Genomic DNA, 25,234 nt, shown 5'->3' on the forward strand with positions numbered 1-25,234 from the left:
GCCTCGGTGGGGGCCTGGGCGGCAGCGGCGGCAGCGGTTCCGGCGGTTCCGGGCGCGGTTCCGGGCGTGGTTCCGGGCGTGGGGGCGGTCGGGCTCATGCGTCGGCCTTTCGCGGGGAGAGGGTGTCGACGATCATCTGCTGGGCGTCCGTGAGATAGCGGACCAGTTCCGCCTCCGCGCGCTCGGTCTCCCCGGACTCCAACAGGTGCAGCAGCAGCCGGTTCCGGCGCAGGAACGGTTCGTGGAACCGGCGGGGCGAGGGCATGGCGAGGAACCCCAGGCGCAATTCGGCCATGAGCCGCCCCAGGTACTCGTCCAGCCGCGGGCTGCCCGCCAGGGCGCCGAGCGCCCGGTGGAAGCGCAGGTCACAGGTGCCGACCGCGCCCCAGTCGCCGGTTCGGGCCGCGCTCTCGCCGCCGGTGACCGCCTGGGCGACGGCGGCCAGCCGCTCCCGGGGGGCGCCCGGCGCGGCCCGTACGCCCGCCGTCTCCAGCGCGATCCGGACGGTGTAGATGTCCGTGACGTCCGCCACGGTGAGTTCCCGGACGAAGACCCCACGGTTCATCTCGTGCACCACCAGTCTCCCGTGGGCGAGCAGCCGGAAGGCCTCGCGCAGGGTGTTGCGGGAGACCCCGAGCGCGGTGCCGAGCGCCTCCTCGGACAGGCGGGTGCCCGGTGGCAGCGCTCCCTCGGCGATCCGGTCGCGCAGCACGTCGGCCACCCGCTGGGCGGTGCTGGCGCGACCGATCAGCGGCCGGTCGGCGATCAGCCGTGCGAAGGGGTCGTTCGTGCCGGACTGCGGTGCGATGCGATCCATGAAGTCCCTCGGGGGTCAGCGGTGGTTGACGCGTCGTACACGATCGACGTCGGTCCCGATCGTTCCCCGTCGCTCGCCGAGCGACGGAAAAACGGTCATGAACGGCGGCAGGAAAGGAGAATACGCCCAGAAAGAAGCCTTGTGGGATTGTTGAACAACATCCTAGCCTCAGGGCGACCTCCTCGACCGATCCGGCCGGGACCAACACGCGGAAGGTAAGGATCGTGATCGTTCTGCTCGGGGTTCTCGTGGTCGTCGTCGGGTTCGCGACCCGGCGCAACTCTCTGCTCGTGGTGGGCGTGGCCGGCATCGTGACCGGACTGCTCGGCGGGCTGTCGCCGGGGGAGGTGCTCGCCGCCTTCGGGTCCGGCTTCGCCTCCAGCCGCCCGGTGACCATCTTCGCCATCACCCTTCCGGTGATCGGGCTGTTGGAGCGGTACGGGCTGCAGGAGCAGGGCCGCACCCTGGTCGCCCGCTTCGCCAGGCTCACCACCGGCCGGTTCCTCGCTCTCTATCTGGGGCTGCGCCAACTGACCGCCGCCCTGGGGCTGATCAGCATCGCCGGGCCCGCCCAGACCGTGCGCCCGCTCGTCGCGCCCATCGCGGAGGGCGCCGCCGAGAAGAAGCACGGCCGCCTGACCGACGCGGCGCGGGAGCGGATTCGTTCGTACTCCTCCAGCGCCGACACGGTCGGGCTCTTCTTCGGTGAGGACTGTTTCCTCGCCGTGGGATCGATCCTGCTCATCACCGGCTTCGTGAACACCACCTACGACCAGCACCTCGAACCGCTCCACCTCGCCCTCTGGGCGATCCCCACGGCCCTGTGCGCCTTCGCCATCCACGGCGCCCGGCTGCTGCGCCTGGACCGCACCCTGGAGCGCGAGCTGGCCGCCTCCGCCGCCCCGCCCGGTCCCCCGGACGGCACCCCGGCCGGCGGCACCCCCGGCACCGGTACCGAGGAGGCGGCCAAGTGATCAGGGCGGAGTGGTTCTACTGGCTCGTGGGAGCCGTGTTCCTGGCCATGGCCGCGCAGATGGCCGTGGACCGTACGAACCCCCGGCGGCACGGCAGCGCCGCCTTCTGGGGGCTGTTGGGGGCGGGGTTCGTCTACAGCACCTGGGTCGTCGACAAGAGCGCCCCCGCCGAGCCGCTGGGCGCCGCCGTCCTGGTGATGGTGGGGCTGGCGGGCTTCGGCTTCACCGGGCGCGGCCGGCCGCGCACCGACGCCCCGGAGAAGCGCGCGGCGTCCGCCGCGCGCCTGGGCAACAAGCTGTTCGTGCCGGCGCTCACCATTCCCCTGGTCGCCCTGGTGTGCGCGGTGGTCGTCAAGGAAATGCGCATAGGAGGCGAGCCCGTACTGCAGAAGGGCAGCGAGACCGTGCTCGGCGTCGGTATCGGCGCGGTGGTGGCGCTGGTGGTCGGCATGCTGGTGGTGGGCGAGCGCCGGCCGACCGCGCCGGTGCACGCGGGACGTTCGATGCTGGAGGCGATGGGATGGGCGCTGCTGCTGCCGCAGCTTCTGGCCACTCTCGGCACCATCTTCCAGACCGCGGGGGTCGGGAAGCAGGTGGGGCGGATCACCTCCGCCGTACTGCCCGAGGGCATGCTCTTCGTCGCCGTCGTCGTGTACTGCGTCGGCATGGCCCTGTTCACCGTCGTGATGGGCAACGCCTTCGCCGCGTTCCCCGTGATGACGGCGGCCGTCGGCTGGCCGGTGCTCGTCGAACAAAGTCACGGTAACCCGGCCGTGGTACTCGCGGTCGGCATGCTCGCCGGGTTCTGTGGCACGCTGTGCACCCCGATGGCGGCCAACTACAACATCGTTCCGGCCGCCCTGCTGGAACTGAAGGACCAGTACGGCCCCATCAAGGCGCAGATTCCCACCGCGGGCGCGCTGCTGGCCTGCAACATCGTCATCATCACCGTCTTCGCCTTCTGAGGAGGTCCGTAAGTGACCCGGGTGCTCCTGACCGGATTCGAGCCGTTCGCCGGGGAGGTGGTCAACCCCTCCTGGGAGGCGGTCTCGCTCGCCGCGAAGGAGGCGCCCGAGGGGCTGGAGGTGGCCACCGCCCGGCTCAGCTGCCTCTTCGGCACCTCACTGGAGGAGCTGCGGGAGGCGGTCGGGCGCACCGATCCGGAGGTGGTGATCTGCGTGGGACAGGCCGGCGGGCAGCCGGACATCGCCGTCGAACGGGTCGCCATCAATGTGAACGATGCCCGCATTCCGGACAATGCGGGGCGTCAGCCCATCGATGAACCCGTGGTCCCCGGCGGCCCGGCCGCCTACTTCGCCACCCTTCCGGTGAAGGCGTGCGTGGCGGCGCTCCAGGAGGCGGGGCTGCCCGCCTCCGTCTCCCAGTCCGCCGGCACCTACGTCTGCAACCACGTCTTCTACGGGCTGATGCACCTCATCGCCACCGAACGGCCCACGGTGCGCGGCGGGTTCGTCCATGTGCCGTTCGCGCCCGAACAGGTCGTGGCCGGCGGTCGGCCGGCGCTGCCGGTGTCGCTGGTCGCCGAGGGGCTGCGCGGCATCCTCACGGTCGTCGCCACGCGCACCCAGGACATTGTGGCGGTCGGCGGCGCCACGCACTGAGGCGTACGGCGTCCCGCGCTGTGTGGCGTACGGCCCCGCGCCGAGGCGTACGGCGCCCCGCGCGGCCGCCGCCGGGCGGGGCCCCATCCGCGCCGTTTCGACCGTTGTCAGTGCGAGGTTCTAGTCTGTGCGTCGTGACTTCGCACGCCCCGGATCTCGCTCCGCCCCAGCTCAGTGGGGCACAGCCCGCCGCGGCGGCCCGCCCGGCGCCGGGCCCGGCCGCCGACGAGGGGCTGGCGCGACGGCTGCGCGCGCTCGCCTGCACCGCGCCGCTGCACGACCTCGATGTGCGCAAGGCCAACCTCGCCGGGGAGTACGGAGGCTACGCCATGGCCGAGGTGGCGCTCGCCGCCATCGACCTCGTCACGCTCACGATGGACTTCGACACCGGCGCGGACCACGAGGACATCGTGGCCCGGCTGCTGCCCCGGGTCTGCGCCCAGGCACCGGCCCGGCCGGCCGCCGAGCACGAGCGGGTCGCCCGCTGGGTGCTGGAGAACCTGATCAACGTCGGCAGCGTGGACCGCGGCTTCCGCGCGGTCTACGGCACCTTCGGCCCCGACGGCGCGTACGTCCGCCGGGACTACGACTTCAAGCTCATCGAAGAGGTGCCCGGCCCCGGCGGCAGCGTCTATCTGCGCACCACCGACGAGGCCGTCAACGTGCTCGTCGGCGCCCTCGACACCGATGTGACCAGCGCCCAGATCGCCGCCGAGGTGAAGCTGGAGGTGCTCATCAGCCGGGGCCGGCTGGCCGACGCCCAGCTCGCCGCCGAGCAGGCGCGCTACCGCACGGTCCAGTACGCCGAGACGCTCCGCAAGACCCTCGACGCCACCCGGCGCAACGTCCGCGCCGTCGACTGGCTGCGCACCGTGCCCGACATGATCGCCGAGGCGCTCGACCACGTCGCCGAGCGCTACCGCCACGAGAACGCCATCCTCACCAACATCCGCAAGGCCCGGGACGAGGCGGAGGACCCCGAGCACAAGCGGCGCGCCGCCGAGCTCGTCGACATCGTCAAGGACTGCATCCGCCGCCACACCCAGCTCCAGTCCCGGCTGCTGGAGGCCGGCCCGCTGTTCCGCGCCGAACAGGACCGGCAGGCGTTCGCCACCCCCGCCGCCCGCGCCGGCCTCGATCTGTACGGGCAGCTGATCGCACCCGTGCTGCCCCTGCCGGTCGAGCGGGCCACCCGCGTCACCGACGCCTTCTTCGCCCGGGGCGCCGGCCTGCGCACCCCGCCCGCCGTACGGGTCGGCGACCTCGTGGACATACTCCTCACCCCGCCGGCCGAGCGCGAACACCTCGGCGCCGAGATGCCCGAGCCCGACCTCATCGCCACCCCCGACGACAGCCGCTTCAGCGAGGAGCAGCTCGCCGCCGCCACCGAGCTGCTCGACCTGCCCCCGGATGCCCCCCGCCGGCTGTCCGGCCTGCTCGCGGAGGCCCGCCGGCGCGACCCCGAGCTGCCGTATCTGGTGGCCCTGCTCGCCGTCCACGCCGCGAGCCCCCCGGTCGGCACCGCCTACCGCCAGGGGGAGGAACGGCTGCTCTTCGCCGTCGACGACGGCACCGAACTCGACGACCCCGAGTTCGGCGGCGCCGACCTCATCGTGGGCACGGCCCTGCTGGACGCGGCGGGGATGGCCGCCGACCGCCAGGAGGCGACATGAGCCGGCCCCCCGCACGCCCCGAACCGTCCGTGAACCTCGTACATCCCGAACCGCCCGTACGCGCAGGAGCGACCACCGTGACCGAGTACGACGACGCCGACGCCCCGGAGCGGCCGGAGGCCGGGCCCGTCGGCGCCCCCGAGGGCGGCCCTGCGGCCGGCGGGGCCGTCACCCCGGCCGACGCCGCGGACGCCGCGCGCCTGGTCGCCTTCGGGCTCCAGCCCAAGCTGCTGCCCGCCCGCGACGCGGAGTACGCCGAACTGCTGCGCCGCCACCGCGACGACCCCGCCTTCGCGCGCCTGGCCGACGCCGTGGCCGCCGGCCTCGGGCTGGTCGTCCTGGAGGTGTCCACCCGCGCCGGAATGGCCGTCGCCGCCGCCGAGGACTCCGTGTTCTCCGTGCGGATGGGCGACTACGCCCGCCGGGCCGCCGCCGACTCCGCCGACCGCTTCCTGCACGGCCTCGCCCACCTCGCGGTGGCCGCCATGGCCTTCCCGCGCCCCGAGGACCTCGCCGACGACGGCTACATCGGCCGGATCACCGTCAACGGCGTCGACGCCTTCGTCCGCCAGGCGTGCCGGCGGCTGGAGGAGCGCGCCGCCGCGGAGGGCGAGAACACCGACCCCACCAGCGACGCCCCCGGGCTGGAGGCCGCCTGGCGGGTCTACGCGCGGCGCAGCGCCACCGGCGCCACCAAGGACGCCCGCCGGCTCGCCAGCTCCACCACCGGCATCGTCGCCAAGGCCGTCACCTTCCTCACCGAGTCCGGATTCCTCCAGCGCACCGGCGACGACGCCGGGGGCGCCTACCGCACCACCGCGCGCTACCAGCTCCAGGTGCGGGACATGGCCGGCGGCGCGGCCCTGAGCGAGCTGCTGGAGCTGGGCGTCGTCCCGGTCGGCGACGGCACGCCCACCCTGCTGCCCCCGGACGCGTCGGACGACCTCGAACTCGTCGCCGACGCCGGGCTGCCCTTCCACTCCTGACCGCCCCACCCCCGGCCCCGTCCTCGCGCCCGCCGCGCCCGCCCCACGCCTTTCCCACAACCAACGAGAGTCCGCCGCCATGTACGAGCTGTCCCGCGTCCGCCTCTACTCCATCGGCCCGGCCGGTGCGCGCTACGCCGACACCGTGCTGGACCTGCGCGGAGTCGGCGAGCCGGTGGCCGACCCCGCGCCCGCGCAGGCGGACTTCTTCGAGGACGAGCCCGTCGGCCCGCCGCGCCGCCCCGCGCCCGCGGGCGTGCTGTTCCTGGAGAACGGCGGCGGCAAGTCGGTGCTGCTCAAGCTGATCTTCTCGGTGATGCTCCCCGGCCACCGCAATACCCTGGGCGGCGCCAGCTCCGGCGTGCTGCGCAAGTTCCTGCTCGCGGACGACTGCGGCCATGTCGCCCTGGAGTGGCAGCACACCGTCACCGGCGAGTGTGTGGTCGTGGGCAAGGTCAGCGAGTGGCGCGGCCGCCAGGTCTCCAACGACCCCCGCAAGTTCGCCGAGGCCTGGTACTCGTTCCGCCCCGGGCCCGGGATGAGCCTGGACTCGCTGCCGGTCGCCGAGTCCACCGCCGTACGGCCGCCGGTCGAGGGCGTCTCCGGCGCCCGCGGCCGCCGCCGCACCATGAAGGGCTTCCGGGACGCCATCACCGAGGCCGGCAAGGCCTACCCGAACCTCGACGTCGTCTGGGAGGAGGTCCACGAGCGCTGGAACGAGCACCTCGGCGAGCTGGGCCTGGACCCGGAACTCTTCCGCTACCAGCGGGAGATGAACGCCGACGAGGGCGAGGCCGCGGGGCTCTTCGCGGTCAAGAACGACTCCGACTTCACCGATCTGCTGCTGCGCGCCGTCACCGACACCCGGGACACCGACGGGCTCGCCGACCTCGTCCACGGCTTCGCCCACAAGCTGGGCCGGCGCGCCGAGCTCACCGCCGAGCGGGACTTCACGGCCGGCTCGCTCGACCTGCTCTCCCGCATCGCGGACGCCGCCGCCCAGCGCGAGCAGGCCCGCGGCGTGCACGCCGCGGCCGAACGCCGCACCCGCACCCTGGCCCGCGGGCTCTCCGCGCGCGGCGCCGAGGAGCGCGGCCGCGCCGCCGAACTGGCCGAACAGGTGGCCGCCGCCGCCCACGCCGTCACCGCCGCCGAGGGGGAGCGGGCCCGCGGCGAGCGGATCGCCGCCGAGCTCGCCTACCGCCACGCCTCCCTGGCGCTGGCCGACGCCGAGAAGGCCGCCGCCGCCCAGCGCCGCGAACTGAGCGACGCCCGCACCCTCTCCGCCGCCTGGCAGGCCGCGGAGACCGTGCTGCGCCACCGCGCCGCCGCCGACCGCTCCGCCCGGGTCGCCGCCGCCATCCGCGAGGCCGAGCGGGACGCGGCCCCCGCGCTCGCGGCCCGCGCCCGCGCCGCCGGGGAACTCGTCCAGGCCCTGCACGCCGCCGCCGAGGACGGCGAGCGCGTCGCCAACGAGCAGGAGGAACGCTCCGCCGCCCTCCAGGAGCGGGGCGAGGCCGCGCACCGCGACGCCACCGCCGCGGCCACCGCGGCCCAGCGCGCCCGCAGCGAGGCCGAACACCTGCGCCAGCGGCTCGCCGAGGTCGAACAGGAGACCGCCGAGGCGGTGCGCGCCGGATGGCTCGACGACTCCGCCCCCGACGCCGACCCGGCCCGCGCCGCGCTCGCCGCCAGCGACGCCGAGAAGACAGCCGTCGCCGCCTGGGACACCGCCCGCGAGACGGCCCGCCGGAGCGCCGAGCGGGCCAAGGAGGCCGCCGCCGAGGAGGCCCGCGCCGAACTCGCCGCCGCCCGCGCCTCCGACGCCGCCCAGGCAGCCGAGGCCGCCCACGCGGCCGAACACCGGGCCGCCGCGTCGCTGGCCGCCGAGGAGCGCCTCGCCGAACTCCTCGGGCTGCCCGCGGCCGTCGCCGAGGACGCCCCGCGCGGCACCTCCGTGCCGCGCCCGCGCACCGGCGGCGCACCCGGTGACCCCGGTGACACCGTCGCCGAGCGCGCCGACGGTACCGCCCCCGAACGGTTGGCCGACGGCCCCGGGACGGACGGCGCGCCCACCGGGCCGGCCGGCCGCGCGCTCACCGCCGAGGAGCTCGACCGCAGCGCCGAAGCGCTCCAGGAGGTCCTCGACGAGACCGTCGCCGCGGCCGAGCGCCAGCTGTTCGAGCTGCGCACCGCCGCCGCCGACGACTCCCGCATCCTCGGCGCCCTCGGCGACGGCGGACTGCTGCCGCCCGGCCCCGACGTCCTCGCGGCCGTCGAGTACCTCGGCGAGCACGGCATCCCCGCCCTGCCCGGCTGGCGCTATCTCGCCCAGGCCGTCGACCCGGCCGACCACGCGGCCGTGCTGGAGGCCCGCCCCGAGCTCGTCGACGGCGTCATCATCACCGACCCCGAGAGCCACGCCCGGGCCCGCGAGGCCCTCGCCTCCGCCGCCCTGCTGCCCCGCTCCACCGTCGCCGTCGGCACCGCCGCCGCCCTGCTCGCGCCCACCCCCCGGCCCGGCTCCGGCGACCCGGACGTCTTCCTGGTGCCACCGAACCCGGCCATGCACGACGAGCGCGCCGCCGACGACGAGCGGCAGGCCCTGCGCGCCCGCGCCACGGCCCGCGAGGAGGAGATCCGCGCGCTGGCCGCCCGGCTGGCCGGCGACCGGGCGCTCGCCGCCCGGCTCTCCTCCTGGCGCACCGGCTGCCCGCCCGGCCGCCTCGCCGAACTCGCCGAGGCCGCCCGCACCACCCGCGCCGCCGCCGAGACCGCCCGCGAGGCCCTCGCCGCGGCCCGCGCCGCCCGCGCCGAGGCCGACGAGGTCGCGGCCGAGGCCGCCCGGGTGCGTGACGAGCGCGCCGACGCCGCCCAGCGCGCCCGGCGCGCCGCCGACGCCCTCGCCGGCCTCGCCTTCCGCCTGCGCGAGCGCTCCGGCTGGCAGTCGCGGCTGCGGGAACTCGCCGACGAGGCCGCCGAGGCCGAGGAGCGGGCCGCCCTCTGCCTGGAGCGCGCCCGCGCCGCCGACGAGGACCGCCGCGCCGCCCAGCGCGCGGCCGACGACGCCCGCCGCACCGCCCGCGCCCTGCGCGCCGAACGCGCCGAGATCGCCGGCGCCCCCGACGACCTCCCGCAGCCCGACCCGGCCGCCCCCCGCGCCGCGCTGCCCGCCCTGCGCGAGGCCTACCGCGCCGCCTCCCAGCTCTACGAGAAGGTCGGCGTCGGCGCCGACCTGCGGGCCGAGCAGGCCCGGGCCGAGAGCGACGAGAGCGCCGCCCTCACCGAACTCGACCGGCTCACCAACAAGGTGCGCACCCGCGCCGCCCAGCTCCTGGAGGGCACCGACGGCGCCGACGGCCCCTCCCGGCAGGCCGCCGCCGCCCGCGCCGAGTCCCTCGTCCAGATGCTGGAGACGCGCGCCTCCGCGGCCAGCGAACAGCTCGGGCGCCTGCGCGGCGAGGCCGAGCGCCTCGCCCCCCTCGACGGCGAGGCGCACACCGAGCTGCCGGAGGAACTCGTACCGGCCGGTGCCGAGCACGCCCAGGCGCTGCTGCGCACCGCCACCGCCGAACTCGCCGCCCGCACCGACGCCCTGGAGGCGGCCCGCGCCGCCCACGCCGACCTGCTGCGCGCCCACCGCGCCGCGGAGGACGCGGCCGGCGGCTTCGACGAGAGCGCGGCCCTCCTGCGCGACCTGCTGCGGGACAACGTCCGCGACGCCGACCGCGCCCCCGAGGCCGCCGACGGCGAGGAGCGGCCCGAGCCGTACCGCGGCACCCTCGCCGAGGCGCGGCAGGCCGCCGCCGAGGCCCGGCGCTCGCTGCGCGGCTGCGCCGCCGACCTGTCCGCCGCCGACGCCACCGTGCGCGAGGCGAGCGATGTGCTCGTACGCCACGCCAACTCCGTCCGCTACGAGCAGGTGCGCACCCCCGCGCGCCAGCAGATCCGCGAGCTGCCCGCCGCGGCGCTGCACGAGCACGCGGCGGCGTGGGCGGACGCGTTCGCGCCCCGGCTGCGGGTGCTCACCGACGAACTGGCCCAGCTCGAACGCAACCGCGACAGCATCGTCGACCGGCTCCGCGGGCTGGTGGAGTCCTCCCTGGCCACCCTGCGCTCCGCCCAGCGGCTCTCCCGGCTCCCCGAGGGCCTGGGGGAGTGGTCGGGACAGGAATTCCTGCGCATCCGGTTCGACGACCCCGACCACGCCACGCTCACCGAGCGCCTCGGCGAGGTCATCGACGAGGCCACCCGGGCCGCCGTGCGCAAGAACTCCGATCTGCGCCGCGACGGCATGTCGCTGCTGCTGCGCGGCGTCGCCGCCGCGCTGCGGCCCAAGGGCATCGCCGTGGAGATCCTCAAGCCCGACGCGGTGCTGCGCGCGGAGCGGGTGCCGGTCGGGCAGATGGGCGACGTGTTCTCCGGCGGACAGTTGCTCACCGCGGCCATCGCGCTGTACTGCACCATGGCGGCGCTGCGCAGCAACGACCGCGGCCGCGACAAGCACCGGCACGCGGGCACGCTCTTCCTGGACAACCCCATCGGCCGGGCCAACGCCACGTATCTGCTGGAGCTCCAGCGGGCGGTCGCCGACGCGCTCGGCGTGCAGCTGCTGTACACCACCGGTCTGTTCGACACCACGGCCCTGGCGGAGTTTCCGCTGGTCATCCGGCTGCGCAATGACGCGGACCTGCGGGCGGGGCTGAAGTACATCAGCGTCGAGGAGCACTTGCGGCCCGGTCTGCCGCAGCAGCAGGAGGCGGGGGCGGAGGCCGTGCACGGGGAGATCACGGCGACCCGGATGTACCGCCGCCCGCCGGCCCCCACGCCGTAACGGGGCCCACGCCGTTACGGAGCGGGAGCCTTTCGCCGTACGGGGCCGCCCCCAGGGAGCCGTACGGGGCCCCGCCCAGGGGAGGGGCCCCGGGCGTCACGCCTGGGAGAGGCGGCCCTCCGCGGGCCGGGCGGGTCTGTCGGCCCGGTCCGCGGCCCGCTCCCGGCGCCGCGCCTGCCGCCGCTCCCGCCGCAGCGCGCGCGCCGTACTGCTCGGGACGGATATCACCCCGTGCCGCTGCATCCACACCTGGCGCGTGACCCAGACGTCGAGCACGCTCCAGGTGGCGACCACCGTGCCGGCCACCGTTCCGAAGATCGCCGGCAGGGCGAGCCACGCCCCGGACAGGGCGCACAGCACCGCGATGATCGCCAGCACCGTCGTGCCGGCCACGATCAGAACCGCCCGCACCGCCGCGTCCCGCACCGGATCGGGCAGCCGCGGTCGCGTCGCGGGCTCCTCGATCCACAGCGGTCGGCGGCCGTGCGGCCGCGGCGACGACCCGTCGTCGTACATGCTTCGTCACTCCCCCCGGAAGGCCGGCCGACGGGGCCGGGCGTGAGCCGTCCGACCTCTGGTTGGCTGCCCGGTCCGCACCGGATTGAAAAGCCGTCCCCCGAAACCGATCACGAATGGCGCAGTCGAAAGGTTCCCCTTCGGCCGGTTTTCCGGCGGCTTCCACCGGCCAAGGCCCGCCGCGGGGTTCACAACGGGGCACCCCACCAGCGAGGATGCGATGTCCGGCCATCATCGGACAACTCACGACGTGCCGCCGGGCAACTGGCGACGTGCCGACGCGCGTTCCCCGCACGCCCGTACGGGCTCGCCGTCGAGTTGTCCCGGACGCAGTAGTAGGCTCACGCCGTTTGCTGACGGAACACCGACGGAAGACCGTCCCGGCGCACCCGGGTTGACCAAGGGGAGGCCATGCGCTTTCGCGGGAAGTCGATCCGCAGGAAGATCGTGGGGCTGCTCCTGGTGCCGCTGGTGTCCCTGACCTCCATCTGGGCCTTCGCCACCGCCATCACCGGCTACGAGGCCAAGGAACTCCTGGACGTGGCACGGGTGCTCGAGCGGGTCGGCTACCCCGCCGGGGACACCGTCCACGAGCTCCAGCAGGAACGCCGCCAAGCCCTGGTCTACCTCGCCGACCCCCGCCGCTCCGACGCCCTGGGGCTGCTCAACCGCCAGTCCCGCGAGACCGACAAGATGACCACCCGGCTCCGCGACAACGCGGCGAGCGAGGCCGTGCGCGACGGCATCGCCCCCGCCGCCGGCGCCCGGCTCACCGCCCTCCTCGACGAGCTCGACGGGCTGGAGGCGCTGCGGCGGAAGATCGAGGACGGCACCATCACCCGCAGCGGCGCCCTCTCGTCGTACAACGCGATCGTCGAGTCCTGCTACACCTTCCTCGTCACCCTGCACCCCATCGACGACGCCGAGATGGACAAGCAGGGCCGGGCGCTGGTCGGGATCGCCCGCGCCCGCGAGGCGCTCTCCCGCGAGGACGCCCTGCTCGCGGCCGCGATGGCGGCCGGCTCCCTCAGCAAGGGCCAACTGCGCGCGTTCTCCGACCACGTGGCCGAGCGCAACCTCCTCTACGCCTCCAACCTCTCCGTACTGCCGGCCGCCGAGGCCGAGCCCTTCGAGAAGTACTGGAGCGGCCCCGGGACCCAGGAGCTGCGGAACACCGAGGACGCGATCATCGCCGCGGGGGCCGACGGCGCCCTCCGCGCGGTCAACGCCGAGCGCTGGCAGGCCGCCGCCGGCGCCGTCCTCGACGACCTGTACCGGATGAGTGTCGAGGCCGGCGACCACTACGCGCAGCGGGTCGAGCCCGCCGCGTTCGCCGTACTGCTGAAGGCCGGGATCGCGGGGGTGCTCGGCTTCGCCGCCGTCCTGGTCTCCGTCGTCGTCTCCGTACGCGTCGGCCGCGGGCTGGTCAAGGACCTGACCCGGCTGCGCAAGGACGCCCATGAGATCTCCGGGGTCCGGCTGCCCAGCGTGATGCGGCGGCTGGCGGCCGGCGAGCGGATCGACGTCGACACGGAGGCGCCGCGGCTCAGTTACGGCGGCGACGAGATGGGCCAGGTCGGGCAGGCGCTCAACACGCTGCAGCGGGCCGCCGTCGAGGCCGCCGTCAAACAGGCCGACATGCGCCAGGGGATCTCCGAGGTCTTCGTCAACCTCGCCCGCCGCAGCCAGGTGCTGCTGCACCGGCAGCTGACCCTGCTGGACGCGATGGAGCGGCGTACGGAGGACACCGAGGAACTCGCCGATCTGTTCCGGCTGGACCACCTCACCACCCGGATGCGCCGGCACGCCGAGGGCCTGGTCATCCTCTCCGGCGCGACCCCCTCGCGGCAGTGGCGCAAGCCCGTCCGGCTCATGGACGTGGTGCGGGCGGCCGTCGCCGAGGTCGAGGACTACGAGCGGATCGAGGTGCGCCGGCTGCCGCCGTTCGCCGTCAGCGGCCCCGCGGTCGGGGACCTCACCCATCTCATCGCCGAACTGCTCGAGAACGCCACGGTCTTCTCACCCCCGCACACCGCGGTCCAGGTGCTTGGCGAGCGGGTGGCGAATGGTTTCACCCTGGAGATCAACGACCGGGGCCTGGGCATGGCGCCCGAGGCGCTCGTCGACGCGAATCTGCGGCTCGCCGAGACCCCCGAGTTCGAGCTCTCCGACACCGACCGGCTCGGTCTGTTCGTCGTCAGCCGGCTGGCCCGCCGGCACGGTGTACGGGTCTCGCTCCAGCCGTCGCCGTACGGCGGGACCACGGCGGTGGTGTTCATTCCGGGCGCGCTCCTCACGGAGGGCGACCCGGCGCGGGGCGGCGGCCCGGGCGCCGCGGCCGCGAGGGAGCCGGACCCGGCGGAGCGGGGCGCGCCGGTCGGGTCCCTGGGCGCGCTCGCCCAGGGGCGGGTGCGGGCCGCGCACCGCTCGGGGCGCTCGCCGCGGGGCGGTCAGCCCGTACGGTCCGGGCAGCCCGTACGGTCCGGGCCGGCCGTGCGGGGCGGGTCGCCGATCGGCGGGCCCGTCGAGCTGGAGGCGCCGCTCGACGCGCTCGGCGCGTTCGTGGACGACGAGGAAGAGGTGATCTTCCGGGGGCGGAGCGGGGAGGCGGACCACGGGCGCGGCCGCGACCAGGTGCCCGAGCGGAGCCGTGGCCGGTGCGAGGGGGGACGGCCGGTCCTGGCCCCCGTCGAGTCGGTCCCGCCCTCCGCCGCCGATCTGCCGCGCGCGCCGGTCGATCTGCCGCGTGCCCCGGGTGCGCCGTCCGCCGCCCAGGGCGGTCCGGTGGCCGCCGTCGACGGCCTCCCCCGCACATCGTCCGGCGCCTCCCGGGAGGACCGGCCCCCGAGCGGGCCGGTGCCCCTGCCGCGCCGCCGCCGCTCGCCCGTTCTGGTGGCCGACCACGGCCGGCCGGTGGAGGCACGGGAGGGTCACGACCGCTCGGCGCGCCGGGCTTCGGCGGACGGTCCCGGGCCGGAGCCGCGGGACGCCGGCACCCACCCCGACGAGCGGGAGCCGGCGCCGGCCCCCGGGCCGACGCTGCCGCGCCGCGTGCGCCAGGCCAGCCTGGCCCCGCAGCTCAAGGGCGACGGCCCCGCCGAGCGGCCCGGCCGGGACGGCGACGGGGAGAGAGACGGGGAGAGGCACGGGGGCGGCCGGGCCCGGGGGAACGCGGACAGCGGTGACCGTGCGGCGGACGCCGAACGGGACGCCGAACGGGACGCCGTACGGGAGGCCGAGGAGGCCCGGGCCCGCATGGCCGCCCTTCAGCGCGGCTGGCGGCGGGGTCGGGAGGAGACGGGGGAGTACCCGGCCCCCGCCCCGGCCGAGGGCCCGACCGAGAGCCGGGCCGAGGGGCGCTCCGAACGCCACCTCGGCGACAGGACCACCGAGCGGGACATCCGGCCCGCCGGTGACACAGCACCAGGAACGACACCAGAAGGGGACGGTCGATGACCGCACCGAACGCCACCGCACACGACGCCGGAACCGGCCCGGGAGGCGAGCTGAACTGGCTCCTCGACGAACTGGTCGAGCGTGTCGGCGCCATCCGGAAGGCGCTCGTCCTCTCCGGTGACGGCCTGGCGACCGGCACGTCCAAGGACCTCGGCCGCGAGGACGGCGAGCACCTGGCCGCGGTCGCGTCCGGCTTCCACAGCCTCGCCAAGGGCGTGGGCCGCCACTTCGACGCGGGCGCGGTCCGGCAGACGGTGGTGGAACTGGAGGAAGCGTTCCTCTTCATCACCGCCGCGGGCGACGGCAGCTGCCTGGCGGTCCTCGCCGACGCGGACGCCGACGTCGGCCAGATCGCCTACGAGATGACCCTGCTGGTCAAGCGGGTGGGCGCGCATCTGGCCACCGCTCCGCGCATCGAGCGACCCGCCGGCGGGTGACCTGTCGCGATGGGCGGGGAGGGGGAGCGCTGGTTCGACGACGAGGCCGGTCCGGTCGTCCGGCCGTACGCGATGACGCGTGGCCGTACGAGGGGGGCGGCGGAGGAGAGGCTCGACCTGATCGCGGTGGTGGTCCCGGGCGCGGCCCCCGGCGCGGGGCGGCCGGAGGGGCCGCCGACCGCGGACGCGGGGCTCGCCCCGGAGCACCTCGACATCGTTGCCCTCTGTGAGGACATGCCACGGTCGGTGGCGGAACTCGCGGCGGAGCTGGACCTGCCCGTCGGCGTGGTGCGGGTGTTCATCGGGGATCTCGTCGACGGGGGCTGGGTCCGGGTGACCCGCCCCGTGCCGCCGGCGGAGCTCCCCGACGAGAGCGTCCTCCGCGACGTGATCAGCGCCCTGCGGGCGCTCTGACAGAGGTGGCACGACCTCCGGCCGTCCCACCGGCGCGGGGAACGCGCCTGGCGTCGATGACCCGCCCACGCGCGGCGCAGCGCGCGGGGTCCGCGACGCTCGCCCCCGTCAGGCGCTGTCGCGCCGGGGCACCCCGTACGGGGGTGGGCCGGGGCCCGGCGGTCGGTTTCCGCCCGCGCGGGCCGGTAGCGCTTTCCCGGCCGGGTCGGCGCCCGCGCGTGGCCCCCTCGGGGGCTGCGGGGCCGCTGCTCCGGGCGCTGCGCGTGGGGGGCCGGCGATGTCCGGCGCCGGTTTGGGCGTGTGCCTGCCTTTGTCGGGCGCTGTCGCGCCGGGGCACCCCGTACGGGGGTGGGCCGGGGCCCGGCGGTCGGTTTCCGCCCGCGCGGGCCCGTAGCGCTTTCCCGGTCGGGTCCGGCGCCCGCGCGTGGCTCCCCCCCGCAGGGGGCGGGGTGGCCGCTGCTCCGGGCGCTGCGCGCGGGGCCGGCGACGTCCGGCGCCCACGCCGTGCGGCTGCCCTGATCGGGCGCTGTCGCGCCGGGGCGCCCGTGCGGGGGTGGGCCGGGGCCCGGCGGTCGGCTTCCGCCCGCGCGGGGCGGTCGGGGCGTTCCCGGGTCCCGCCGGTGACCGGCCGCCGGACGATCCGGCCGCCCCGCCCGGGGAGGGTGTTCGCGCCCTGGGCTTTCGAACGGTCATCGTGAAGCCCGACGCCCGGGAACCCGCCCACCCCGGCGGTGCCGCGCACGGGGCGCCCGGCCGGCCCGGACTCGCCGCGCGGGCGGGGGGTGATTGGTGCGCCACGGGCGGGGCGTTCCTTCCTCGGGGGCCCTCCGGCCGTGCGGAGACCCCGTACGCGGCACCCCTGCGGCTGGGCGGGCGCGCGACGGGGCCGTGCGCCACCGTGCCGAGGGCGGGGCGGCGGCCCCCGGTGTGGCCTCGGACACGGATGTCCCCGAACGGGAATTTTCGCCTCCGCGGCCCGCCGGAGAAGTGTGTGAGCAAGCACACCAGAAGTGCTCCCTCCCTTGCCCCGCAAGGGAGTTGGGGGCGTCGCGGCGCCCGCCCCGCCGCGCGACCCGCGCGGCGGTGAGAAGCGTCTGTGAAGATGGAATCCGCTGAGCCGACGACGGCCGGCCACCGCCCCGGGACCGGGGTTTTTTTCTGCCCCACCGCAGCGGCCGACGCCGCGCGCGAGCCCCCGTGCTCCCGACACCACCCCTGCCTTGCGACGATGAACCCTGCCTATACGCCCAGCCTCCGTGCCGCCGCCCGCGGCCTGAACGCCGCCCTCCGCTTCTCCCGGCGACGCCGCCCCGCCGCCTCGACGCCCGCCGAGCGCGCCGACCGCGCCCCCTGGCGCTGCTTGCGCACCCGCAGCATGCGCTGGTGGTCCGTGGCCAACCTCGTCTCGAACACCGGCACGTGGATGCAGCTGACCGTGCAGAACCTGCTGGTGCTGCAGATCACCGGGTCCGCCGCCGCCACCGGGCTCTCCCTGTCCGTGCAGGCCGCCCCCGGCCTGCTGCTGGGGCTGGCCGGCGGCGCCGCCGTCGACGCCTGGCCGCGGAAGCTGACCGCGGCCGTGAGCCAGGCCGTCCTGGGCGCCGTGGCCTTCACCACGGCGGCCCTCGTGGCGTTCGGCATGCTGAGCATGCCCATGCTGCTGATCCTCGCCGCCGTGACCGGCCTGATCGCCACCGTGGACGGCCCCGCCTGCTCGCTGCTCGGCAACGACCTCGTGCCCGCCAAGGACGTGCCGTCCGCCATCGCCCTGGGCTCCCTGGTGCACAGCGCCGGGCGGCTGATCGGCGTGGCGCTCGCCGGCGTGGCCGTGGCCGGCTTCGGCACCGCCGTCGCCTACGCCGCCAATGGCGTGTCCTTCCTGTTCGTCGCCGCGGTCGTTCCGTTCCTGCGTCCGGTCGCCTCCGCCCTGCGCGAGCCGGCCGGCGCCCCCTCGACGGCGCGCGAGCCGGCCGGCGTCCCCGCCACGGCGCCGGAAAAGATCACCCCCGGCGGGGCCGCCACCGGTGCCGCGCCGGAAGCAGGCTCCGGCGCCCGCGACGGGCTGCGCTTCTTCCTCGGTCGCCCCCGGCTGGTCGCCCTCACCGCGATCACCGCGGTGAGCGCCGTGTTCGGCCGCAACTACGGGCTGACCCTCGTGGTGCTGGTCACCGGCCCGCTGGCCGGCGGCGCCGAGCAGTTCGGCACCGTCTCCACCGTGCTCGCGGTGGGCGGCATCATCGGCGCCGTGCTCGCAGGCCGCCTGCAGAAGCCCTCCGTACGGCTCGTGGGCACCCTCGCCGCCGTCGGCGCGCTGCTCCAGGTCGCGGCCGGCCTCTCGCCGAGCCTCTTCGTGCTGATCCTGCTGGTGGCCCCCATGGCGGTGGTCGAGTCGCTCTCCGACACGGCCGGCACCACCGTGCTCCAGACCGATCCGCCGGCGCACATGCGCGGCCGGGTCCTCGGCGTGTGGCGCAGCGCCAGCACCGGCTGGGGCCTCGCCGGCCCGCCGCTGCTCGGCCTGCTCATGGAGTGGGCGGGCCCCCGGGGCGCGCTGGTCACCGGCGGTCTCCTCATCGCCGCCGTCATCGGAGCGGGCGCGCTGTACCACGGCCGGCGGGCCGCGCGGCCGGTCGCCGAGATCCGGCCGGTCCGGGCCGTGGGCGCGGACGCGCAGGCGGCGGCCCCCGTGCCGCAGCTCTCCACGGCGGCCTGAGCACGGCCCCGACGGGGCCCGAGCCCCACGGCCACCCTTCGCGGGCGGTCGGCCCCTCCCCGGGCCGGCCGCCCGCGAGCGCTTTGCCGGGTTCGCCCCGGTTCGTTTCCTCGGCTCCGCTCCGGGTACCCCGCTCGTCGGCCGCCGGGCCACCGGCGTCGCCCCCGTTCCCCCGTCGCACGGTCCACCGGCCCGGTGGTCACGAGAGGAGTCGGACGATGACGAAGCGGTCGCCGAAGGAACCGAAGAACCCGCGTGCCGCCGAGCGCGCCCGCGACGAGAGCGAGCCGGGGGCCCACTCCGGGGCGGAGAGCACGGCCCGGGACCGTTCGATCAAGGGCACCGCGAGCTCGACCGAGGGATACCGGACGAAGGGCGGCACAGGGCACGGGGACGCCCTCGAAGGCGTACGGGAGCAGCCGTCCGGCAAGGACGAGCGGCGCCAGGGGCGCCGGCGCGGCGGCCGGAAGGCGGACGACGACCGCTGAGGTGGCGCGACGTGCGCGTACGGGGGAGTGCGCGTACGCCGAGTGCGCGTGTGCGCTGTCGCCGCCCCGGCCCCTTCGGGGCGGGAAACGGTTTGCGCCGAGCGGGGTGGGGCCGGGCGGGAAACGGGGGGGCGTCGGAGGGTCGGGAGCACACAAACCTGGAGGTAAGCCATGCCCGCTGTCCCCTACGTCGATCTGCGCGGCCGCCACGCCCTGGTGACCGGCGGCGCGCGGGGCCTGGGCGCCTCGATCGCCCGCCGGCTGGCCCGCGCCGGCGCCTCCGTGACCGTGGCCGACATGCGCCGGGAGCTCGCCGAGAAGCTCTGCGCCGGGCTCACCGAGGAGGGCCACCGGGCCGCCGCCGAGGAGCTGGACGTCCGCGACGCGTCCGCCGTCGCCCGGCTGTTCGCGGAGCTGGACGAGCGCGCCCACCCCGTGGATATCCTGGTGAACAACGCCGCCGTGGACGTGTCCAAGCCGATCGAGCACCTCACGGCCGACGAGGTGACGCGCGTGGTGGCCACCAACCTCCTCGGGCCCATGTATCTGTGCCTGGAGTCGTATCGGCGCATGGTCGCCCGGGGCCACGGCCACATCGTGAACATCCTCTCCACGGCCGCGAACCGCACCTGGACCGAGGCGGGCCCGTACGCGGCGGGCAAGTCGGGGCTCCGGGCGTTCACCCACACGCTGTTCAAGGAGGCCCAGCGGGACTGCCTGGGCATCGGGGTCACCGGAGTGATGGCCGGCGGCATGGAGACGCCCTTCGTCCTCGACCGCTTCCCGGACGCGGACACCGGTCTGCTCCAGAGCCCGGACGTCGTGGCCGACACCGTGCTGTACGCCCTGTCCGTGCCGCCCGGCAGCGTGGTGCCCGAGCTCGTGGTCGTGCCGCGCAGCGAGTCGTCCTGGCCGTAGAGCCCGCCCGTGCCCCACCGGCCGGGCCCGGCCGGCACCCAGACCGAAAACAGGTGAATTGACCTGATTGGCCCCAGGCGCGAGGGGTACTCACGTGGTCCGAAAGGCGGCCCGCCCCCGGGGCGGGCCGCGACCCCACGACCACCGGAGGCCCCCATGGCCGAGTTCAAGCCCACCGATGTGCAGAAGGCGCTCAAGGGCGCCCCGTACCCCACCGACCGCCAGCACCTGGTGGAGTGCGCGCGCGACAACGGCGCCGACGAGAAGCTCGTCGACAAGCTCGCCCACCTCAAGGACAAGAAGTACACGGGCCCGGACCAGGTCCAGAAGGAAGTCTTCAAGTCCTAGAGCGCAGCGTGCCCGCGGTGCAAGACCGGGCACGAAGGGAGAGTCCCATGCACGATGTGCACGACGCGCCCGCCCCCCGCTTCCGGCACGCGGTCGTCACCGGTGGCGCCGGCTTCCTCGGTTCGCACCTGTGCACCGCCCTGGTCGACCAGGGCACGGCCGTCACCTGCGTCGACGACTACTGCACGGGCAGCCCGGACAACGTGGCGCACCTCGCCGACCGCCCCGGCTTCCGGCTGATCCGGGCCGATGTCACGGAGGCCGAGGCGTTCGACGTACCCGACCCCGTGGCCGCCCCCGTCGACCTGGTGCTGCACTTCGCGTCCCCGGCCTCCCCGGCCGACTATCTGCGACTGCCGCTGCACACCTTGGAGACGGGCAGCCTGGGCACCCGTAACGCGCTGGCGCTCGCCCGGCGCCACGGGGCCCGGTTCCTCCTCGCCTCCACCTCGGAGGCGTACGGCGATCCCCAGCAGCACCCGCAGAGCGAGGCGTACTGGGGAAACGTCAACCCCGTCGGGCCGCGCAGCGTCTACGACGAGGCCAAGCGCTTCGGCGAGGCACTGACCACCGCCGAGGCGGCCGCGCACGGCACCGACACGGGGATCGTGCGGCTGTTCAACACCTACGGTCCGCGCATGCGGGGCTACGACGGGCGCGCCGTGCCCACCTTCATCCGCCAGGCGCTGGCGGGCGAACCCCTCACCGTCACCGGCGACGGGCGGCAGACCCGCTCGCTCGCGTACGTCGACGACACCGTCCGCGGCATTCTCGCCATGGCCGCCTCCGATCTCCGCGGGCCCGTCAACATCGGCAACCCCGACGAGATCACCATGCTGGACCTCGCCCGGAAGATCATCGATCTCACCGGCTCCCGCTCCACGGTCCGCTTCATCGAACGGCCCACGGACGACCCGGCCGTGCGCTGCCCGGACATCACCCTCGCCCGCGGCAAGCTCCAGTGGGAGCCGCTGATCGGCGCGGACGAGGGCCTGGCCCGCACCGTGCGCTGGTACCGCGCGCACCGGGCGCCCTGACCGCCGGCCCGGCCCGTACTCCCCTTCCGGAAGGCGGGCCGGCCCCTCCCGCCCGGGCGTTCGACCAAAAGGCGACGACCCAAAGGCGACGACCCAAAGGCGACGGGCGGCAGGCGACAGGCCGCAGGCGACGACAGGTGACAGGCGACGAAAGGCGAACCCCATGCGCGTTCTCGGCATCAACGCCCTCTTCCACGACCCCGCCGCGGCGCTGGTCATCGACGGGCGCACCGTCGCGGCCGCCGAGGAGGAGCGGTTCTCGCGGCGCAAGCACGGCAAGCGGCCGCTGCCGTTCTCCGCGTGGGAGCTGCCCGAGAAGTCCGCCGCCTGGTGCCTCGCCCAGGCCGGCCTGCGCCCGCAGGACCTGGACGCCGTCACCTACTCCTTCGACCCCGCGCTCGCCCGCCCGGCCGCGGAGATGGGCCTGGACGACCCCTGGGACCATCTGCGGCTGACCTACGCGCGCGAGGCCCCGGGCTTCCTGCGCACGGCCCTCCCCGGGCTGGACCCGGAGATCGTGCGGTTCGTCCCCCACCACCTGGCCCACGCCGCCTCCGCCGCCTACGCCGCGCCCGGTGCCGAGAACTCCTCCGTCCTGGTCCTCGACGGGCGCGGCGAGGCCACCTCCCACCTCGCGGCCCGCCGCGTGGGCGACCGCATCGAGCCCCTTTACGGGCAGGAACTCCCGCACTCCCTCGGCCTGGTCTACGAGGAACTCACCGAGCACCTCGGCTTCCTGCGCTCCTCCGACGAGTACAAGGTGATGGCCCTCGCCTCGTACGGCACCCCGCGCATGCTCGGCGAGCTGCGCAAGCACGTGTACGCCACCGGCGACGGGGGTTTCCGCGCCACCGGTGTGCCCTGGGCCGAGCTCTGCGCCCCGCTGCGCCCGGGCGAGGCGTGGTCCCAGGCGCACGCGGATCTCGCGGCCAGCGCCCAGGTCTGTCTGGAGGAGACCCTGCTCGACCTCGTCCGCTGGCTGCACGGCCGCACCCACGACCAGGTGCTCACCCTCGCCGGCGGCGTCGCGCTCAACTGCGTGGCCAACACCCGCCTGGCCCGCGAGGGCCCCTTCGACCGGATCTGGGTGCAGCCGGCGGCCGGGGACGCGGGCACCGCGCTCGGCGGCGCCCTCCACCTCGCCGCGGCCGGTGGCGACGGCACCGAGCCGATGCCGGGCGCCGACCTCGGGCGCCGCTGGTCCGACGCCGAGCTGGAGGCGTGGCTGAAGACCGCCGCCGTGCCGTTCGAACGGCCCCCCGACGTCGCCGAGACGGTGGCCGAGGCCCTCGCCCAGGACGCGATCGTCGCCTGGTTCCAGGGCCGCTCCGAGTACGGGCCCCGGGCCCTGGGCCACCGCTCCCTGCTCGCCCACCCGGGCCGGTCCGGCAACCTGGAGCGGCTCAACGACGTCAAGGGCCGCGAGCAGTTCCGGCCCGTCGCGCCGATGGTGCTCGCCGACCGCGCCGCGGAGATCTTCGACGGCCCGCTGCCCAGCCCGTACATGCTCTTCGTGCACGACGTGGCCCCCCGCTGGCGCGACCGCATCCCCGCCGTCGTGCACGTCGACGGCACCGCGCGCATCCAGACGGTCGACCCCGTGGACGAGCCGCTGGTGGCCCGGATGCTCGACCGGTTCGAGCGGCTGACCGGGCTGCCCGTGGTGGTCAACACCAGCCTCAACACGGCCGGCCGCCCCATGGTCGACGACCCCCGGGACGCGCTGGAGTGCTTCGGCTCGGCCCCCGTGGACCTGCTGGCCATCGGCCCCTTCGTGATCCGCAGGGGCGCGTTCTTCGCCGGCGGACAGCCGGACGCGGCGGGCGGCGCCGACGACGGGGGCGGGGTGCCGGGCCTCACGGACACGACGGGTGGCGCGCCGGGGCCGACGGGCACCGCCGGCGGCGCGCCGGGCCTCACGGACACCACCGGTGGCCTACCGGGCGGCCCGGGGGAGGGCGGCCGATGAGCAGTCACCAGCCGCTCCCCGCACCGGAGTTCGCCGTGGTCGTCCCCACCCTCGGCCGGCCCAGCCTGACCACCCTGCTGCGGGCGCTGGCCGAGGCCGGCCCGCCCCACCCGCGGCGGATCGTCCTCGTCGACGACCGGCGCCGGGCCGGCGACAGCCCGCTCCCCGTGTCGGTCCCGGACGCCCTCCGCCCCCTCGTGCAGATCGTGCGCGGCCGCGCCGCCGGCCCGGCCGCCGCCCGCAACGCCGGGTGGGCCGCGGCGCCCGAGCCCTGGATCGTCTTCCTGGACGACGACGTCGTCCCCGGCCCCTCCTGGGCCCGGGACCTCGCCGCCGACCTCGCCGCGGCCGGCCCCCGCATCGGCGGCAGCCAGGCCCACATCACCGTGCCGCTGCCCGCCGACCGCAAACCCACGGACTGGGAGCGCGTCACGGCGGGCCTCGCCACCGCCCGCTGGATCACCGCCGACATGGCCTACCGCCGGGCCGCGCTCGACGCCGTCGGCGGCTTCGACGAGCGCTTTCCGCGCGCCTTCCGCGAGGACGCCGACCTGGCCCTGCGCGTCCTCGCCGCCGGCTGGTCGCTGACCACCGGCACCCGGCGCACCACCCACCCCGTGCGGCCCGCCGACCGCTGGGTCTCGGTCAGGACCCAGGCCGGCAACGCCGACGACGTGCTGATGGGCCGCCTCCACGGGCGCGACTGGTGGTCCATGGCCGGGGCCCCGCGCGGCCGGCTGCCCCGGCACCTCGCGGTGACCGGCGCCGCGGTCGCCGCCGCGGTCTGCGCCGCCGCCGGCCGCTGGCGGCCCGCCGGCGCGCTCGGCGCCCTCTGGGCGGCCGGCACGGCCGAGTTCGCCCTCGCCCGCATCCTGCCCGGCCCCCGTACCCGTGACGAGATCGTCACCATGGCGGCCAGCAGCGCGCTCATCCCCCCGGTGGCCGCGGCCCACTGGATGCGGGCCCTGGCCCGGCGCGCCGACGCCGGACGCCGGCCGCGCGCCGCCGCGGACACCGCCGCCTCAGGCCGGGGCGCCGCCCGGCGGAGCGGCACCCGCCACCACGGGGCCGGCTTCGACCACCCGTGCGGCAGCCGCGGGGCCGGCGGCGGCCGGGCGGTGTCCGGTGGGCGCGCGTAGGGGAGGAGCGGCGGCCGGAACGTTTTCGCTGTCGCTCCCCCCGACGGACGGCCGGACACCGTCACCCGGCGTGGCGGTTCCCCCCGATCCGCGTGGCGCCGTACGGACGCCCGCGGCGGCGGGGTCGCTCCCCGGGGCGCCTGGGGTGTCCGGGGTGCCTGTGGCGGCTACGGCGGCCGACGCGCCGTGGGTGTTCGCGTTCCACGGCGCCCGCGCCGTGGACCTCCCGCCCCGGGCTCCGGACGGCGCCCCGGGCGGCCCCCGCCCGCCGGGCCGCGTGCCCGGCGCGGTGCTGTTCGACCGCGACGGCACGCTCGTCGAGGACGTGCCCTACAACGGCGACCCGGCGCGCGTACGGGTCATGCCGTACGCCCGTGAGGCGCTCGCCGCCGTACGGGGCCGGGGCCTGCCGGTCGCCGTCGTGAGCAACCAGTCGGGCGTCGCCCGGGGGCTGCTGGACCGCGAGCGGGTCGAGGCGGTGTGCCGGCGGGCCGAGGAACTGCTCGGTCCGGTCGACCTCTGGGCGATCTGCCCGCACGGCCCCGCCGACGGCTGCGGCTGCCGCAAGCCGGCCCCCGGCCTGGTCCACGCGGCATGCGCCCGGCTGGGCGTCGACCCGGCCGCGGCCGTGGTCATCGGTGACATCGGCTCGGACGTGACGGCCGCGCGGGCCGCGGGCGCGCGGGCGGTGCTCGTGCCGACCCCCGCCACGTTGCCGGAGGAGATCGCGACGGCACGGTCCACGGCGGCGACGGCCCCCGACCTCGCCACGGCGGTCGCAGCGCTCCTCCCTCCGGGGGGCTCCCGATGACCCCCACGCCGCCGTGGACCGTGCCGTCGCGATCTCCTCCGGCAACGTGGCGGGGGTCGGCACGAGCACCGCCCGCGCGCCC

At 76.2% G+C, this 25,234-nt stretch carries 19 protein-coding genes; 17 read left to right on the forward strand and 2 right to left on the reverse strand.

Going from position 1 to position 25,234, the window contains the following annotated elements; genetic code table 11:
* Positions 1-94: 94 nt before the first annotated feature.
* Complete coding sequence (locus ACSNOD_RS10300; protein WP_436766517.1) at positions 95-817, reverse strand: GntR family transcriptional regulator; 723 nt, start codon at positions 815-817, stop codon at positions 95-97.
* 224 nt (positions 818-1,041) lie between these two features.
* Here ACSNOD_RS10300 and ACSNOD_RS10305 point away from each other — a divergent pair, with 224 nt between their 5' ends.
* The 6 genes from ACSNOD_RS10305 (at position 1,042) to ACSNOD_RS10330 (ending at position 10,906) form a co-directional block, all read left to right on the forward strand.
* The gene (locus ACSNOD_RS10305) at positions 1,042-1,791 is read left to right on the forward strand and encodes a DUF969 domain-containing protein (protein ID WP_436766518.1); all 750 of its coding nucleotides are present in this window, start codon (positions 1,042-1,044) and stop codon (positions 1,789-1,791) included.
* Positions 1,788-2,756 (forward strand): DUF979 domain-containing protein, encoded by a 969-nt coding sequence (locus ACSNOD_RS10310; protein ID WP_436766519.1) that lies wholly within the window; start codon positions 1,788-1,790, stop codon positions 2,754-2,756. The genes ACSNOD_RS10305 and ACSNOD_RS10310 overlap by 4 nt, the downstream gene beginning before the upstream one ends.
* A gap of 12 nt (positions 2,757-2,768) precedes the next feature.
* Complete coding sequence (gene pcp / locus ACSNOD_RS10315) at positions 2,769-3,413, forward strand: pyroglutamyl-peptidase I (protein ID WP_436766520.1); 645 nt, start codon at positions 2,769-2,771, stop codon at positions 3,411-3,413.
* A gap of 134 nt (positions 3,414-3,547) precedes the next feature.
* A complete protein-coding gene (locus ACSNOD_RS10320) occupies positions 3,548-5,086 on the forward strand; it encodes a hypothetical protein (RefSeq protein WP_436766521.1) in 1,539 nt (512 codons plus the stop codon).
* A 77-nt stretch (positions 5,087-5,163) separates the two neighbouring features.
* Positions 5,164-6,072, forward strand: coding sequence for a hypothetical protein (locus ACSNOD_RS10325; RefSeq protein ID WP_436766522.1), 909 nt, complete (start codon positions 5,164-5,166; stop codon positions 6,070-6,072).
* Positions 6,073-6,151: 79 nt separating this feature from the next.
* Positions 6,152-10,906, forward strand: coding sequence for a hypothetical protein (locus tag ACSNOD_RS10330; protein WP_436766523.1), 4,755 nt, complete (start codon positions 6,152-6,154; stop codon positions 10,904-10,906).
* Positions 10,907-11,002: 96 nt separating this feature from the next.
* Here the strand turns inward: ACSNOD_RS10330 and ACSNOD_RS10335 are convergent, their stop codons facing one another.
* A complete protein-coding gene (locus ACSNOD_RS10335) occupies positions 11,003-11,422 on the reverse strand; it encodes a hypothetical protein (protein WP_436766524.1) in 420 nt (139 codons plus the stop codon).
* A gap of 411 nt (positions 11,423-11,833) precedes the next feature.
* Here ACSNOD_RS10335 and ACSNOD_RS10340 point away from each other — a divergent pair, with 411 nt between their 5' ends.
* From ACSNOD_RS10340 to ACSNOD_RS10390, 11 genes are all read left to right on the forward strand, one after another.
* Positions 11,834-14,878 carry a nitrate- and nitrite sensing domain-containing protein gene (locus ACSNOD_RS10340; RefSeq protein WP_436766525.1) on the forward strand — a complete coding sequence of 1,015 codons (3,045 nt, stop codon included), beginning with the start codon at positions 11,834-11,836 and terminating at the stop codon, positions 14,876-14,878.
* Positions 14,875-15,315 carry a roadblock/LC7 domain-containing protein gene (locus ACSNOD_RS10345; RefSeq protein WP_436766526.1) on the forward strand — a complete coding sequence of 147 codons (441 nt, stop codon included), beginning with the start codon at positions 14,875-14,877 and terminating at the stop codon, positions 15,313-15,315. Before ACSNOD_RS10340 ends, ACSNOD_RS10345 begins: the two co-directional genes overlap by 4 nt.
* Before the next feature lie 9 nt (positions 15,316-15,324).
* On the forward strand, positions 15,325-15,729 hold the full coding sequence (locus ACSNOD_RS10350) for a DUF742 domain-containing protein (protein WP_436766527.1): 405 nt from the start codon (positions 15,325-15,327) through the stop codon (positions 15,727-15,729).
* Positions 15,730-17,104: 1,375 nt separating this feature from the next.
* A complete protein-coding gene (locus ACSNOD_RS10355; RefSeq protein WP_436766535.1) occupies positions 17,105-18,442 on the forward strand; it encodes an MFS transporter in 1,338 nt (445 codons plus the stop codon).
* Between the two features lie 218 nt (positions 18,443-18,660).
* The gene (locus tag ACSNOD_RS10360; protein ID WP_436766528.1) at positions 18,661-18,930 is read left to right on the forward strand and encodes a hypothetical protein; all 270 of its coding nucleotides are present in this window, start codon (positions 18,661-18,663) and stop codon (positions 18,928-18,930) included.
* A gap of 171 nt (positions 18,931-19,101) precedes the next feature.
* Positions 19,102-19,848 carry an SDR family oxidoreductase gene (locus ACSNOD_RS10365; RefSeq protein ID WP_436766529.1) on the forward strand — a complete coding sequence of 249 codons (747 nt, stop codon included), beginning with the start codon at positions 19,102-19,104 and terminating at the stop codon, positions 19,846-19,848.
* Between the two features lie 156 nt (positions 19,849-20,004).
* Positions 20,005-20,196 (forward strand): DUF2795 domain-containing protein, encoded by a 192-nt coding sequence (locus ACSNOD_RS10370; protein WP_436766530.1) that lies wholly within the window; start codon positions 20,005-20,007, stop codon positions 20,194-20,196.
* Between the two features lie 47 nt (positions 20,197-20,243).
* On the forward strand, positions 20,244-21,233 hold the full coding sequence (locus ACSNOD_RS10375) for an NAD-dependent epimerase/dehydratase family protein (protein ID WP_436766531.1): 990 nt from the start codon (positions 20,244-20,246) through the stop codon (positions 21,231-21,233).
* 163 nt (positions 21,234-21,396) lie between these two features.
* Complete coding sequence (locus ACSNOD_RS10380; protein ID WP_436766532.1) at positions 21,397-23,202, forward strand: carbamoyltransferase family protein; 1,806 nt, start codon at positions 21,397-21,399, stop codon at positions 23,200-23,202.
* The gene (locus tag ACSNOD_RS10385) at positions 23,199-24,341 is read left to right on the forward strand and encodes a glycosyltransferase family 2 protein (RefSeq protein ID WP_436766533.1); all 1,143 of its coding nucleotides are present in this window, start codon (positions 23,199-23,201) and stop codon (positions 24,339-24,341) included. Before ACSNOD_RS10380 ends, ACSNOD_RS10385 begins: the two co-directional genes overlap by 4 nt.
* A gap of 154 nt (positions 24,342-24,495) precedes the next feature.
* The gene (locus ACSNOD_RS10390) at positions 24,496-25,152 is read left to right on the forward strand and encodes a D-glycero-alpha-D-manno-heptose-1,7-bisphosphate 7-phosphatase (RefSeq protein WP_436766534.1); all 657 of its coding nucleotides are present in this window, start codon (positions 24,496-24,498) and stop codon (positions 25,150-25,152) included.
* The last annotated feature ends 82 nt before the right edge of the window (positions 25,153-25,234 follow it).

The organism is Streptomyces sp. URMC 123, from assembly GCF_051386515.1.
Taxonomy (GTDB): domain Bacteria; phylum Actinomycetota; class Actinomycetes; order Streptomycetales; family Streptomycetaceae; genus Streptomyces.

What these genes read in the sequence shown, in the direction of transcription:
- ACSNOD_RS10300 (WP_436766517.1), bottom strand. Translation starts at nt 817, where the DNA reads ATGGATCGCATCGCACCGCAGTCCGGCACGAACGACCCCTTCGCACGG.
- ACSNOD_RS10330 (WP_436766523.1), top strand. Translation starts at nt 6,152, where the DNA reads ATGTACGAGCTGTCCCGCGTCCGCCTCTACTCCATCGGCCCGGCCGGT.
- ACSNOD_RS10335 (WP_436766524.1), bottom strand. Translation starts at nt 11,422, where the DNA reads ATGTACGACGACGGGTCGTCGCCGCGGCCGCACGGCCGCCGACCGCTG.
- ACSNOD_RS10340 (WP_436766525.1), top strand. Translation starts at nt 11,834, where the DNA reads ATGCGCTTTCGCGGGAAGTCGATCCGCAGGAAGATCGTGGGGCTGCTC.
- ACSNOD_RS10345 (WP_436766526.1), top strand. Translation starts at nt 14,875, where the DNA reads ATGACCGCACCGAACGCCACCGCACACGACGCCGGAACCGGCCCGGGA.
- ACSNOD_RS10350 (WP_436766527.1), top strand. Translation starts at nt 15,325, where the DNA reads ATGGGCGGGGAGGGGGAGCGCTGGTTCGACGACGAGGCCGGTCCGGTC.
- ACSNOD_RS10355 (WP_436766535.1), top strand. Translation starts at nt 17,105, where the DNA reads ATGCGCTGGTGGTCCGTGGCCAACCTCGTCTCGAACACCGGCACGTGG.
- ACSNOD_RS10360 (WP_436766528.1), top strand. Translation starts at nt 18,661, where the DNA reads ATGACGAAGCGGTCGCCGAAGGAACCGAAGAACCCGCGTGCCGCCGAG.
- ACSNOD_RS10365 (WP_436766529.1), top strand. Translation starts at nt 19,102, where the DNA reads ATGCCCGCTGTCCCCTACGTCGATCTGCGCGGCCGCCACGCCCTGGTG.
- ACSNOD_RS10370 (WP_436766530.1), top strand. Translation starts at nt 20,005, where the DNA reads ATGGCCGAGTTCAAGCCCACCGATGTGCAGAAGGCGCTCAAGGGCGCC.
- ACSNOD_RS10375 (WP_436766531.1), top strand. Translation starts at nt 20,244, where the DNA reads ATGCACGATGTGCACGACGCGCCCGCCCCCCGCTTCCGGCACGCGGTC.
- ACSNOD_RS10380 (WP_436766532.1), top strand. Translation starts at nt 21,397, where the DNA reads ATGCGCGTTCTCGGCATCAACGCCCTCTTCCACGACCCCGCCGCGGCG.
- ACSNOD_RS10385 (WP_436766533.1), top strand. Translation starts at nt 23,199, where the DNA reads ATGAGCAGTCACCAGCCGCTCCCCGCACCGGAGTTCGCCGTGGTCGTC.